At 68.3% G+C, this 13,197-nt stretch carries 11 protein-coding genes; 8 read left to right on the top strand and 3 right to left on the bottom strand.

Features of this window, described 5'->3' with window-relative positions; translation table 11 throughout:
- Window positions 1-64: 64 nt before the first annotated feature.
- The 3 genes from xylB to DMB37_RS38885 all read left to right on the top strand — a co-directional run bounded on the left by xylB (window position 65) and on the right by DMB37_RS38885 (window position 4,191).
- The gene (xylB, locus tag DMB37_RS38895) at window positions 65-1,528 is read left to right on the top strand and encodes a xylulokinase (RefSeq protein ID WP_135236997.1); all 1,464 of its coding nucleotides are present in this window, start codon (window positions 65-67) and stop codon (window positions 1,526-1,528) included.
- A gap of 87 nt (window positions 1,529-1,615) precedes the next feature.
- Window positions 1,616-3,340 carry an amidohydrolase family protein gene (locus tag DMB37_RS38890; RefSeq protein WP_135236996.1) on the top strand — a complete coding sequence of 575 codons (1,725 nt, stop codon included), beginning with the start codon at window positions 1,616-1,618 and terminating at the stop codon, window positions 3,338-3,340.
- Between the two features lie 188 nt (window positions 3,341-3,528).
- Window positions 3,529-4,191 (top strand): maleylpyruvate isomerase family mycothiol-dependent enzyme, encoded by a 663-nt coding sequence (locus DMB37_RS38885; RefSeq protein ID WP_135236995.1) that lies wholly within the window; start codon window positions 3,529-3,531, stop codon window positions 4,189-4,191.
- Here DMB37_RS38885 and DMB37_RS38880 read toward each other — a convergent pair.
- The gene (locus tag DMB37_RS38880; RefSeq protein WP_240772061.1) at window positions 4,188-5,618 is read right to left on the bottom strand and encodes a cytochrome P450; all 1,431 of its coding nucleotides are present in this window, start codon (window positions 5,616-5,618) and stop codon (window positions 4,188-4,190) included. The genes DMB37_RS38885 and DMB37_RS38880 overlap by 4 nt on opposite strands.
- On the opposite strand from DMB37_RS38880, the gene DMB37_RS38875 reads away from it, so the two are divergent.
- Complete coding sequence (locus tag DMB37_RS38875) at window positions 5,538-6,110, top strand: maleylpyruvate isomerase family mycothiol-dependent enzyme (protein WP_240772059.1); 573 nt, start codon at window positions 5,538-5,540, stop codon at window positions 6,108-6,110. The genes DMB37_RS38880 and DMB37_RS38875 overlap by 81 nt on opposite strands.
- 51 nt (window positions 6,111-6,161) lie before the next feature.
- The gene (locus tag DMB37_RS38870) at window positions 6,162-6,686 is read left to right on the top strand and encodes a DinB family protein (protein ID WP_135236992.1); all 525 of its coding nucleotides are present in this window, start codon (window positions 6,162-6,164) and stop codon (window positions 6,684-6,686) included.
- A 4-nt stretch (window positions 6,687-6,690) separates the two neighbouring features.
- Here DMB37_RS38870 and DMB37_RS38865 read toward each other — a convergent pair whose 3' ends face one another.
- Window positions 6,691-8,982 carry a LuxR C-terminal-related transcriptional regulator gene (locus tag DMB37_RS38865; protein ID WP_240772057.1) on the bottom strand — a complete coding sequence of 764 codons (2,292 nt, stop codon included), beginning with the start codon at window positions 8,980-8,982 and terminating at the stop codon, window positions 6,691-6,693.
- Window positions 8,983-9,096: 114 nt separating this feature from the next.
- On the opposite strand from DMB37_RS38865, the gene DMB37_RS38860 reads away from it, so the two are divergent.
- The gene (locus DMB37_RS38860; protein ID WP_240772051.1) at window positions 9,097-9,912 is read left to right on the top strand and encodes an ABC transporter ATP-binding protein; all 816 of its coding nucleotides are present in this window, start codon (window positions 9,097-9,099) and stop codon (window positions 9,910-9,912) included.
- Window positions 9,913-9,944: 32 nt separating this feature from the next.
- Here DMB37_RS38860 and DMB37_RS38855 read toward each other — a convergent pair whose 3' ends face one another.
- The gene (locus tag DMB37_RS38855; RefSeq protein WP_135236990.1) at window positions 9,945-11,309 is read right to left on the bottom strand and encodes a cytochrome P450; all 1,365 of its coding nucleotides are present in this window, start codon (window positions 11,307-11,309) and stop codon (window positions 9,945-9,947) included.
- 189 nt (window positions 11,310-11,498) lie between these two features.
- Here DMB37_RS38855 and DMB37_RS38850 point away from each other — a divergent pair, with 189 nt between their 5' ends.
- Together DMB37_RS38850 and DMB37_RS38845 are read left to right on the top strand one after the other, a co-directional pair.
- Window positions 11,499-11,849 carry a YciI family protein gene (locus DMB37_RS38850; RefSeq protein ID WP_135236989.1) on the top strand — a complete coding sequence of 117 codons (351 nt, stop codon included), beginning with the start codon at window positions 11,499-11,501 and terminating at the stop codon, window positions 11,847-11,849.
- A 15-nt stretch (window positions 11,850-11,864) separates the two neighbouring features.
- On the top strand, window positions 11,865-13,139 hold the full coding sequence (locus DMB37_RS38845) for an RNA polymerase sigma factor (protein ID WP_135236988.1): 1,275 nt from the start codon (window positions 11,865-11,867) through the stop codon (window positions 13,137-13,139).
- Window positions 13,140-13,197: the final 58 nt, after the last annotated feature.

Here is a 13,197-nt window from a genome sequence, read left to right as displayed (position 1 = left end):
CCGATCCGGCCGTCGATTGCCCGAAATGCGCCGAGGGTGGCCGCTTCGGGTGCAAGGTGGAGCTATGTGCGCGGCGAAGGTGGCCGGGGTGGACAGCTCCACCCAGTCCTGCAAAGTGGTGGTCTGCGACGCGGACACCGGCGAGATCCTGCACCAGGCGCACGCGCCGCACCCGGACGGCACCGAAGTGGCGCCGGAGGCCTGGTGGGACGCCCTACGCGCGGCTGGCGACGGATTGCTGGACCAGGTCGACGCGATCGCCGTGGCCGGCCAGCAACACGGCTTGGTCGCCCTCGATGCCGAGGGCCGTCCGGTGCGCGACGCACTGCTGTGGAACGACATCCGCTCCGCGGCGGCGGCCGACGAGCTGATTCTCGAGCTCGGCGGCGCGCAGGCGTGGGCCGACGCGGTCGGCAGCGTACCGGTCGCCGCCTTCACGGTGGCCAAGCTGCGCTGGCTGGCCGATCACGAGCCCGAACTCGCCGACCGCACCGCCCGGATCATGCTGCCGCACGACTACCTGACCTGGCGGTTGCGCGGCGGCGGGCCCGGGACGCCCGAGCCCGAACCGACCACCGATCGCGGCGACGCCTCGGGCACCGGCTACTGGTCGCCTGCCGACTGTGAATATCGCAAAGACCTACTCGCCCTTGGCTTCCGCGGGCGCACGCCGGAACCGCCGCGGGTGCTCGCGCCCGCCGAGGCCGCAGGGCGCACTCCCGCCGGCGTGCTGGTGGCGGCCGGGACCGGCGACAATGCCGGTGCCGCACTGGGTCTCGGCATCGGCGACGGTGACGTGGTGGTGTCGCTCGGCACCAGCGGCACCGTCTTCGCCCGCAGCGCCGTGCCCAGCGCCGACGCGACCGCCGCGGTGGCCGGATTCGCGGACGCGACCGGGGCATTCCTGCCGCTCGTGTGCACGTTGAACGCCGCACGCGTGCTGGAGTACGCCGCCGATCTGCTCGGCGTCGACCTGGTCACGCTGGAATCGCTTGCCGCGCAAGCGCCCCCGGGCGCCGACGGGCTCGTGCTGCTGCCCTATCTGTCCGGTGAACGGACCCCGAACCTGCCGCACGCCACCGGCAGCCTGCACGGTTTGCGTCCGGAAACCATGCGGCCCAGCCATATTGCCCGGGCCGCGTTCGAGGGCATGCTCTGCAATATGGCGGAGGCGCTCGATCATCTGCGCTCGCGGGGCACCGGTGTGCGGCGCATTCTCTTGATCGGCGGGGCCACCCGGTCCGCGCTGGTCGCCGAGATCGCCGCGCAGATCTTCGGTGTCCCCGTCACCGTGCCGCAGCCGATCGAATACGTCGCGCTCGGCGCGGCCAGGCAGGCGGCTTGGGCGCTCAGCGGTGCGGCGGAACCACCGGCCTGGCCCGCCCGGACCGCCGCCGAGATCCCGGCCCCGGACCTGCCCACTGTCGGCCGCCGAATCCGTACCGAATATCAACGGGCACACAACGACCTCTACGGCATGGGAGTGCCCGCGTCGCGGCAGCAGCGCCGCCGACGTGGTCATGCGTGATCGACCTCAACAAACACGGCGAACCCGTGCGACGATGTAGTCATTACCGGTAGTACCGGATACCGGCGGTTAGTCGAGGGAGCGCAGATGCAACCGTGTGACGTGGTGATTCGCGGCGGATCGGTCTTCGACGGTGCGGGTTCCGCGCCGCGCACGGCCGATGTCGGCATCAAGGACGGCAAGGTGGTTGCGGTCAGCGCCGAGTCGCTGCCCGATGGCGCACGGAACCTGGACGCCTCGGGCAAGTGGGTCATTCCGGGCATGCTCGACGTGCACACCCATTACGACGCCGAGGTGCTCGGCAGCCCCGGACTCGGTGAGTCGGTGCGCCACGGCGTCACCTCCGTGGTGATCGGGAACTGCTCGCTGTCCACGGTCTACGCCGAGGCCGACGACTGCGCGGACATGTTCGCCCGGGTCGAGGCGCTGCCCTGGGACGCGGTGCACTCGGCGGTCAAGGAGCACAAGACCTGGGACGGCCCGCGCGCCTACGTCGATTCGCTCGCCGCGCGCCCACTCGGCGCCAATGTGGCTGCGCTGCTGGGACACTCGGATATCCGGGTGGCAGTCATGGGTCTCGGTCGCGCCACCGACCCGCAGGTCCGGCCGACCGGCGATGAGCTCGATCGCATGCGGCGGATGCTGACCGACGCGCTCGATGCCGGATTCCTCGGCCTGTCCACGATCCGCAGCTCGTTCTCGAAGCTGGAGGGGGCGCGCTTCCCCACCAGGCAGCTACCGTCGACCTACGCGAGCTGGCGCGAGTACGCGGCGCTGAACGCTATTCTGCGGCAACGGAATCGGATTCATCAGAGCACGCCGAACCTCACCTCGCGGCTGGAGATCGCCCGCTACTTCGCACAGAGTGCCGGACGCTTCCGTAAGCCGCTCAAGACGACGCTCATCGCGGGCATGGATGTGAAGGCCGATCGCACCACGGCCCGCGCCGCGACCACCGCGGCGTGGATCGCGAATACCTTGGGCAAGGCCGCTTTCCGATGGCAGCATCTGCCCGTGCCGTTCGAGGTGTACGCCGACGGCGTCGATCTCGTTGTGTTCGAAGAGTTCGGCTCGGGGGTCGCGGCGCTCAACATCCGCGACGTGCTGAAACGAGGCGAGTTGCTGGCCGACGAGGACTACCGGAGGCAGTTCCGCAAGGACCTCGCGAAGAAGTACGGTCCGCGGGTGTGGCATCGGGATCTGTACGACGCCCAGATCATGGCTTGCCCCGAGCCCGAGGTGGTCGGCAAATCGTTCGGCGAGGTGGCCGACGAGCGCGGCATCCATCCGGCCGACGCGCTGCTCGATCTCGCCGTCGCGCACGGGGCGAAGCTGCGCTGGCGCACCGTCATCGCCAACGATCGCGACGACGTGCTCGACTGGCTGCAACGCTCCCCGCACGTCCAGGTCGGATTCGCCGATTCCGGTGCACACCTGCGCAATATGGCCTTCTACAACTTCGGCCTGCGCATGCTGGAGCGGGTGTACGAGCGCAAGTTCATGCCGATCGAGGCGGCGGTGCATCGGCTCACCGGTGAGCTGGCCGACTGGTACGGGCTGGACACCGGCCGCCTGCACGAGGGTGCGCGCGCCGATATCGCCGTGATCGACCCGGCCGGGTTCGACGGTTCCAGTGCCGCCTATGCCGAAGCCCCATTTCCCGGCATTGCGGGTCTGGAACGGATGGTCAACCGCAACGACCGCGCCGTCGCCGCCACGCTGGTCGGCGGGCAGGTCGTCTACGAGTACGGCACCTTCGCTCCCGGCTTCGGCAGCACCCTGCACGCCGGAACTTTCCTCACACCCGCCTGATCTCCTGCGCGACACGCCGGTGTGAAACGCCGAGAACCCACTCCGCTCCGTCGAGGCATACCATCACCCGAACGGGACAATCCCGACAATTCGCAGCTCAGTCCACCGCCGGGCACCGCTCGGCCGGACGACGGGCGCGGTCGGGTGGCATCTCACGGCGTGGGGGGAGACCACGGCGAGGAGACACAATGACCGATAGCGACGTGCGCAGGGCGATCACGGCCGAACGAACCGACCTCGCCGAAATTCTGACCGGCCTCGACGCCGACAGCTGGAACGCACCGACCCTGTGCCGCGGCTGGCGGGTGCGCGAGGTCCTCGCGCACATCACCCTCCCCTTCCGCCTCTCCGAACCCCGCTTCGCCTACGAAATGCTCAGAGCAGCAGGCGGTTTCAACCGCATGGCCGACCACGCCGCCCGCCTGGACGCCGCCGAGTTCACCGCCGAAGATCTCCTGAAATCCCTGTGGGACAACGTCGCCCACCCCTGGAAGCCGCCCGGCGGCGGTTTCGCCGCCGCCCTCGGCCACGACGTCGTCCACGGCCTGGACATCACCGTCCCCCTCGGACTCGACCGAAAAGTCCCCGAAGACCGACTCCGCCCGGTCCTCGACGCCATCAACCCCCAGTGCCTGAAGTTCTTCGGCGTCGATCTCGACGGCATCCAACTCCGCGCCGAAGACATGGACTGGCACTACGGCACCGGCGAAATCCTCTCCGGCCCCGCCCAAAACCTCCTCCTCGTCCTCTGCGGCCGCATCCTGCCCGACGGATCCCTACACGGCCTCAAAGCCAACCGCTTCACCCGCGCCGGCCAACGCGGCCGCCACCGCAGGCACCTCCCGGTCTAGACACCGAGGGTTACCGGCAACGCCTGTAGGCCATGTTCCCGGAACGAGGGACACCAGCGGATTTCCTCCCGTGGGATCGCCAGCTCGATGCGTGGAAAGCGGTGCAGGAGACTGCCGATCGCGATGCGAGTCTCCAAACGAGCCAGCGGAGCACCTAGGCAGTAGTGGATGCCGTGACCGAGTGCGAGATGCGCGTTGTCGGCTCTCATCAGGTCGAGGGTGTCGGGGTCGGGGACGAACGCAGGATCCCGGTTGGCAGACGCAGTACCGAGTAGGACGGTGTCCCCCGCGGGGATACGGACACCGCCGATGGTGATGTCCTCCGTAGGGAACCGACGGATGGCGAATTGGCTCGGATGGGCGTAGCGCAGCAACTCCTCGACCGCCGAGCTGCTCACCGCAGGCGCGGTACGCCGGAGCAGGGCGAGTTGCTCAGGGTTGTCGAGCAACGCTAAAACGGCCTTCCCGATGAGCTCGACGGCACTTTGGTACCCGGCCCAGAAAATGAGGAATGCCAGCGAAACCAGTTCGTTCTCGGTGAGCACCTCGCCCGCGTCGCGCACGGCGATCAGGTCGGACAGGAAGTCGTCAACGGGCGCGGCGCGCTTGATGGCGACCAGGTCCACGATGAATTGCTCCATGTTGACGATGGCTTGTTTCGCTTGCTGCGGGTCGTTCGGATCGGCGGCGAGCATGGTATTCGTCCAGGTACGAAATCGCTCGCGATTCTCGTTCGGAACGCCCAACAGATCGCTGATTACCGAGAGCGGCAACGGAGCGGCGAAGTCGGCGACGAGGTCGGACTGTGCGCGGTCGGCGATGCGGTCGAGTAAGACATCGACTTCGCCTTGGACCTTATCGTGAAGGCTCTCAATGCGTTGACGAGTGAAGGCGTGGGATACCAAGCGGCGCAGACGAGTGTGGTCGGGTGCGTCGAGGTTGAGCAGGTTCGCGTCCAATACCGGTGGCAGTTTGAAGCCGGTGTAGCCGGCCCGGGATGAGCGCCTGTCGATCGACAGGCGCGGATCGGTGTGCGCACGCCGCACATCAGCTTCCCGAGTGACCAACCACGCTTCCGCGCCACCAGGCAGCGCAATCCGATGCACCGGTGCACTTTCGCGGAGTTTGCGATGCACGACGTGCGGATCGAGGAGATAGTCCTCATCGAAGGGCGCGATGGGTGAAGTCAAAGCTCTACTCCCGGATAGCATGCGGCGGTCGGCCGGTAATTTACTCGTCCTCTGGCGTCTCGGAGCGGTAGGAGGGATGATCTCCGGCGAGGAGAGACGATGACCGATACCGGGGTGCGTAGGGCGATTACTGCTGAGCGGACCGAGCTTGCCGAGTTGCTGGCGGGGCTCGACGCCGAGCGGTGGGATGGGGCGACGTTGTGCCGAGGGTGGCGGGTGCGGGAGGTGGTCGCGCATATCACCATGCCGTATCGGTTGTCGGGGGCGCGGTTCGCGGTCGAGATGGTGCGGGCGGCGGGGAGTTTTCATCGGATGGCGGATCGGGTGGCGCGCCGTGATGCGGCGGAGTTGACGGCGGAGGACTTGTTGAAGTCGCTCTGGGACAACGTTGCTCATCCGTGGAAGCCGCCGGGTGGTGGGTTCGCGGGGGCGTTGAGTCATGACGTTATTCATGGGCTGGATATCACGGTGGGGCTCGGGCTGGGGCGGAAGGTGCCGGAGGACCGGTTGCGGATAGTGCTGGATGCGATCAATCCGAAGAGTGTCAAGTTCTTCGGGGTCGATTTGCAGGGGATCGAGTTGCGCGCCGATGATGTGGATTGGCGGTATGGGTCCGGCGAGGTGGTGTCCGGTGCGGCGCAGGATCTGCTGTTGGTGTTGTGCGGGCGCAGGCTGCCCGCCGGGACACTGCACGGGGCCGAGGCACAGAGGTTCACCCGGTCGGGCTAGCACGCGATAATCGCGGGGCGGCGATGACGGTGCGGCGTTAGAGTCAGCGGCGTGAACTGGATCGCGCCCGACCTCATCCGCACCGATGCACCGCGGATCGCCGACGAGCGGCCGATGTTGCAGGCCTGGCTCGATTTTCACCGGGACACGCTGCTGCTCAAGTGCGCGGGACTGAATGAGGAGCAGCTCAAACGGCGTTCCGCCGAACCGTCCACGTTGTCGCTGCACGGCCTGGTCCGGCACATGACCGAGGTGGAACGCGGCTGGTTCCGGCTCGCCGCCGCGGCCCAGCCGGTGCCGTACGTCTACGGCAGCGAAGACAACCTGGACGGCGACTTCGACGACACCGAAAACGCCGATCCCGCCACCGATTTCGCGGCACTGCGGCGCGAGATCGAACTGGCCGATGCCGCGGTGGCCGACCTGCCGCTCGACCACACTTTCAAGCATCCGAGGCGGCCCGACCTGGAGTACAACCTCCGCTGGGTCTACCTGCACATGATCGAGGAGTACGCCAGGCACAACGGGCACGCCGACCTGCTGCGCGAACGCATCGACGGCGCGACCGGCGACTGACCGGTCAGGGGCTGTGCCTGCTGACCCACGCCGCGATCTGGGCGCGCGAGGTGTAGCCGAGCTTGGTCAGGATGTGGTCGACGTGGCTCTCCGCGGTACGAATCGAGATGACCAGTTCGGCGGCGATGCGTTTGTTGCTGTAGCCGGCGGCAACCAATCGCGCCACGTCCCGTTCGCGGCGCGTGAGTTGTTCGACGGCAACGGATTTCGGCGGTACGTCGGCCTGCTCGGCGCCGAGGGCGTAGCGCACCGCCTCGTCGAGGCCGAGCGCGGCACCACTGTCGAAGGCGGCCCGGAACTCCTTGTCCCCCATGGCTTCGTAGACCTGCGATCGGACCTTGTCACCGACCACGTCGGTCATCGCGTGCGCGAGCCGCTGCGTGCTGCCGTGCCGCACGGTCGCCGCGGCACCCATCAGCCGAGCGGCACGGTTCAGGTCACCGCCGGCCGCCGCGACCCAGGCGAGCCCATCGAAGGCGGAGGCGGTCCACACGCACCGATCGAACAGTCGCAGTAGCTCGACCGCGCGCCGGAGCTCCTCGATCGCCTTGTCCTCGTGCCCGTTTCGCCAATGATTGGTCCCGACCGCCCACGAGGCGAGTCCGCCGAGCAGATGCGAACCGTGCTGGGTGGACTTCGCCAGGAACTGCTCGGCCAACGCCCCCGCACGCTCGTCCGCCAGCACCATCGCGCAGACGTAAGCAAAGGCCAGGCATTCCATCTCGGTACCGTGGTGCGCGCATGCCCGCGCCCGCACGGCCGCCTCCTCGGCGATCTCGAGCGCACGCACCGGTCCCGACTCGGCGAAGGCCAGCACCGCCGCCAGCAGCGTCGCCTCGACCAGCACCTCCTCGGCACCCAATTCCGTGGCTATCGACACACATTCGCGCAGATACTCGTTCGCCGACTCGGTGTCCGACAGCATGGCCGCGATGATCGACGCGGCGGTCAGCGCCCGCGCCCGGTCGCTGGTGCGCTCGGGATCTTTGCCGAGCGCGTCCATCAACCAGCGGTACCCCTCCAGCAGGAACCGATAGTGCTCCCAGAACGGCCGCAGCTCGGCGGCGATCTGTAACCCGCGGTGCGCGCCGTCCGGGTCGGCGAGCGCGAACTGTAGCGCCGCACGCAGATTCGCGTGTTCGCGGGTGACGTCCCGGAACCAGACGACGTCGGCCGCACCCCAGTATTCGGTGCGCCCGCGCTGCGCGACGCGGTGATAGTGATCGCGGTGCCGGATACGGACCGCGTACTCGTCGCCGTGCGCCGCGAGCCGCGCCAGCGCGAACTGGCGCAGTGGCTCGAGCACGGTGTAGCGGCCGGTGCCGTCGTTGTCGTGGCGATGGCTCAGCACCGACTTCTCGACCAGACCGGTCAGCGCGTCCACCAGCACGCCCGGCGGCTCCAGCACGCACACCGCCTCGGCGGCCGCCAGGTCGAAGCCGCCCGCGAACACGGCGAGCTGCTCCCAGAGGCGTTGTTCGTCCGGGGTGCACAGGTCGTAACTCCAGCGGATGGCGGCCTCGAGCGTCTGCTGCCGCTCCGGTGCCGTGCGCAGTCCGGTGGTGAGCAGGCGCATGGTGTCGTCGAGGCGTTCCAGCACCTGGTCGGGGGTGAAAGCCCGCAGCCGCAACGCCGCGAGCTCCAAGGCCAGCGGAATGCCGTCCAGCCGAAGGCAGATCCCGGCCAGCGCACCGAGATTGGCGGTGCTGACCCGGAATTCGGGATTCGCGGCGGTGGCCCGATCGATCAGCAGCCGCAGCGCCGCGTTGTCCGCGGCGTCGACCTCGCCGGAGTCCTCGTCCAGCTCGGGCACCGGCAGCGGCGCGATCGGCAGCACCTGCTCACCCAGCACGCCGAGCGGCTCCCGGCTGGTCGCCAGCACCCGCACCTCGGGCGTGCGCGCGATCAGCCGGTCGACGAGTTCGGCGCAGGCGTCGATGAGGTGCTCGCAGTTGTCGAGGACGAGCAGCAGGTGCTTGCCGCCGAGGTAATCGGTGAGACCGGCCAGCGGCGCGCTGGTGTCGTCGCGCAGGCCGAGCGCCTGGGCGACGCTGAGCGCCACCAGCTCACCGTTGTTGACGTGGGCCACCTCGACCAGCCACACCCCATCCGGGAAGGCGCGCCGCACCGTGTCGCCCACCCGCCGGGCCAGCCGGGTCTTGCCGACGCCGCCCGGCCCGGTCAGCGTGAGCAACCGCGTGCTGGACAGCAGTTTCCTGGCGGCGGCGACTTCACCGGCCCGCCCGACGAAGCTGGTCACTTCGGCGGGGAGGTTTCCAGTCACGTGCCGCGCCACGCCGATTACCTTCGCACGGACGACCGTGGCCCCCGGGCGTTTTGCCGGAAGATGCCGGGTGCGGCGGTGGTGTCCGTGCTGGCTAGACTGCCCCTTTCCGAAGGAGGTATGCACGTGACCGGCGCACCGGTGCTCGAACTGACGGATGTGACGTTCCGCCGCGAGGGCAAGAAGATCATCAACGGTATCTCGCTGACCGTGCGCGCGGGCGAACACTGGGCGCTGCTCGGGCCGAACGGGGCGGGCAAAAGCACTCTGCTCGGCTTCTGTGGCGCGGTCATGTTCCCCACCTCGGGCACGGTTCGGGTGCTCGGTGAACAGCTGGGCCGCGTCGAACTGCAACGCCTGCGCCATTCGATCGGGCATGTGAATCCGCGCCACCCGCTGCGTTATCCGCTGACCATTCGTGAGGTGGTGCTGACCGGTCTCACGGCGACCATCGACACCCCGATGCGCTGGACGCCGACGCCCGATCAGCTCAGCCGCGCCGATGCGATGATCGATACGGTCGGCCTCACCGGGAAGGCCGACAACACCTGGCCGACGCTGTCCCAAGGTGAACGCGGCCGCACGTTGATCGCCCGCGCGCTCATCGCCGAACCACGCCTGCTGCTGTTCGACGAGCCCTCCACCGGCCTGGATCTCGCTGCCCGCGAACAACTCCTGGAGACCATCGATACCCTCGGCGATACCCACCCAGAGGTCGCGTCGGTGCTGGTCACCCACCATCTGGAGGAGCTTCCGAGCACCACGACGCACGCGCTGCTGATCGCCGACGGCCACACCGTCGCCGCGGGTCTCGCGCGCGACATCCTCACCACCGAGAACGTCACCAGCGCCTTCGCGCATCCTGTCGAAGTCCGCTACGACGGCAGGTGGACCGCGCGTGCCGCACACGCCCGAGCCGTCTGGCCTGGCGAACAGCGCTGAGCCGCAAGCAGAACCGCGGGCACCAGAGCAGATCAGGTGACGCGTGGCGTGAGGTTCATCCGGATGTCATCGGCCGCCCACAGGACGAAGCGTTCGACGGGAACCACCGAATGCCCAGGGGCAAGCTCTAATCGGAAGCGCCGCAGCAGAACCGCGAGCACCAGTTGTGCTTCGACCATGGCCAGCGCGGCGCCTTCGCAGCTGCGCGGGCCGAGGCCGAAGGGGATGTACGCGAGCCTGGGACGTCCGGCCGATTCCGCTGCGGAGAACCGTTCGGGACGGAAAACCTCTGGCTGCGGCCAGTATTCGGGGTTGAGGTGCACGGCCCAGATCGGGTAGAAGATGGTGGTCCCGGCCGGGATCGTGTACTCGCCCACGCGAAGGTCTTCCGAGATTTCGCGGGCGCCGTAGGGGCCGGGCGGGTAGAGCCGCATCGATTCCTCGAGCACCATCTTCAGATACGTCAGGCGTTTGAGATCTGCGTAGTCGGGCGCGGGCCTGTCCCCTAGTACGTCGGCGAGTTCTTCGGCGACGCGGTCGGCGACGTCTGGGTGCTGCGCGAGTAGATACAAGGTCCAGGAGATCGCGACTCCGGTGGTGTGGTGTGCGGCCAGCATGGTCATCAGCACGGTGTCGCGGATCCGCGCCGGGGGTTGGCCGGCCGCGGCCAGTGCGGCGATCAGGTCGCTGCCGTCGGTCCGGTGCGCGTCGGTCTGCCGTGCGCTGTCCTGGTGCGCGGCGAGCACGTCGTTCACCGTCGTACGAAGAAAGGTCAAGGCACGCTGCGCGCGGGCACCGCGTTCGTCCTCGGTTCCCGGCAGATCGGCCTGATAAAGCCGAGCCAACTGGTCGGTCAGCACATCCTCGAAGGCCGACACGATCCGCCCGGCCTGCTCCGGCGAGTCCGCACCGGCACCGAGCGCGTAATCACAGATCATCCGCAGCGACAACTCACTCAGGTGCTGCTGCAAAGCAATCGGCCCGTCCGAGGCCGCCCACCGACCGGCCATGTCGCAAGTCAGCGCGACGAACTGCCCGAAATGCGCCTCGTGCGAACGCCGCCCGGCCAGCACCGACAGCAACACTCGCCGCCACGGTGTGTGCTGCTCGGCGGAGAACGTCTGCAAATTGTCCGATTCCTGCAGCGGCGCCAGGAACTCGAACAGCTTCTCGGGCCGCTTGTCGACCTTCGCGGTGGCCTCCAGCAGCACCGGATCGGCGATCGACACCGCCGTGTCCGCGCCGGGCAACCGGAAACGAACGACGGGACCGTAGTCGGCATGCAGTTTCAGCTGGTAGTTGTGCAGGCCACCCGCCGCCACGATCTCGGCGAGGCCGTCACCCGCGCCGCCGGGTCCGGGGATCACTGCGAAGGCATCGCCGCCACCAGGTTCCATGACATCCCTCCACCGCCATGCTCCCCGCCGCGAATGCTTCCCGCAATACCGCGGAAACCGTGGCCTGCCGTCCCGCACCGAAAATATTCGAGGAGAATTTTTCGCAGGAGTGTCGATCCGGGTGGTGGCCGTTCGATGCAGTGAGGTGAGGATCGGACGATCCTGACGACGACGAGCAAAGGACCCGAGATGCGCTACATGATGCTGATCCACCTCGACCCGACCACCGCGCCCGAGCCGGACGCGGCGCTGATGGACCGGGTGGGCAAGGTGATCGAGGAGATGACCAAGGCAGGCGTGCTGCTGGACACCAATGGCTTGAGCCCGGTCAGCGAGGCCACCACGATCAGGCAGTCCGGCGGCAAGCAGACCGTGCTCGACGGCCCGTTCACGGAGTCCAAAGAAGTAGTCGGCGGGTACTGCATCTTGCAGACGAAGACCAAAGACGAAGCGGTCGAGTGGACCTCACGCTTCCTCGACGTGCACGGCCCCGAGTGGGAGATCGAGGTCGAACTCCGGCAGATCGCCGAAGAGGCCTGATCGGCGCGGCGGACGATGAGCCAGGACCGGTCGCCCGAGCAGACCCACCGCGCCGTGGAAACGGTGTGGCGGATGGAATGGCCGCGACTGGTCGCGGGGCTCACCCGCGTCGTCGGTGATATCGACGCGGCCGAGGAGCTGGCGCAGGACGCGCTGGTCGCGGCGCTGGAGCAATGGCCACGCGACGGGGTGCCGCCTAATCCGGGCGGCTGGCTGATGCTCACCGCCAAGCATCGGGCGATCGACCGGATCCGCCGGAATCAGACCTTCGCCCGCAAGCTCGCGCTGCTCGGTCACCAGCTGGTGACCGAGCAGGCGCCGGAGGAACCCGAGCCGGACGCCGCCGTCGCGGACGATCTGCTCCGGATGATGTTCACCGCCTGTCATCCGGTGCTGCCGGAGCAGGCGCGGGTGGCGTTGACGCTGCGACTCCTCGGCGGCTTGACCACCGAGGAGATCGCCCGTGCTTTCGTTGTCGCGGAATCCACGGTGGCACAACGCATTGTGCGCGCCAAGCGCACGATCGCCGCGAAGCGAGTGCCCTATGAGGTGCCCGGTGGCGAGGAGCTGACCGCGCGGCTGGCCTCGGTGCTCGCGGTCGTCTATCTGATCTTCAACGAGGGATATGCGGCGACCGCGGGCGAGGATTGGATCCGCGTCGAGCTGTGCCAGGACGCACTGCGATTGGCCCGCATCCTGGCCGAGCTGCTGCCCGCCGAACCCGAGGTGCACGGGCTGGTCGCGCTGCTGGAACTGCAAGCCTCGCGACTGCCCGCGCGCACCGGCCCGGCGAATGATGTTGTGCTGCTTGCCGATCAGAACCGGGCACGGTGGGATCGGCTGTTGATCCGGCGTGGTTTCGCGGCGTTGGGGCGCGCCAACGCGGTCGCCAGGGAGCGCGGCCTGCTGCCGGGCAGTTACGCGTTGCAGGCCGCGATCGCCGCCGTGCACGCCATGGCGGCGACGCCGCAGGACACCGATTGGCGGCGCATCGCCGGGCTGTATGCCGTGCTCGCCGAACGCTTTCCGTCACCGATCGTGGCGTTGAACCGCGCGGTGGCGGTGAGCAAGGTGCACGGTCCGGCGGCGGGCCTGGACCTCGTCGACGCGCTCGCGGCGGGCGTGCTGGACACCTACCACCTCTACTACGCCGTGCGCGGTGATCTGCTCGGCCAACTCGGTCGGCACGCCGAAGCGGGTGCCGAATTCATCCGCGCCGCCGAGCTGACCGGTAACAAGGCCGAGCGCGCGCTGCTGCTCGACCGCGCGGAGGACAGCGGGGCCCGCTAGTTCGGTTGTAACGCCGCGGTAATCGCCACACCGCAATCGAGTGTGAGCATGCTACGAA

Source organism: Nocardia sp. CS682 (assembly GCF_004634405.1).
GTDB lineage: Bacteria > Actinomycetota > Actinomycetes > Mycobacteriales > Mycobacteriaceae > Nocardia > Nocardia ninae.
This window is presented reverse-complemented; position numbering and strand designations above follow the sequence as displayed.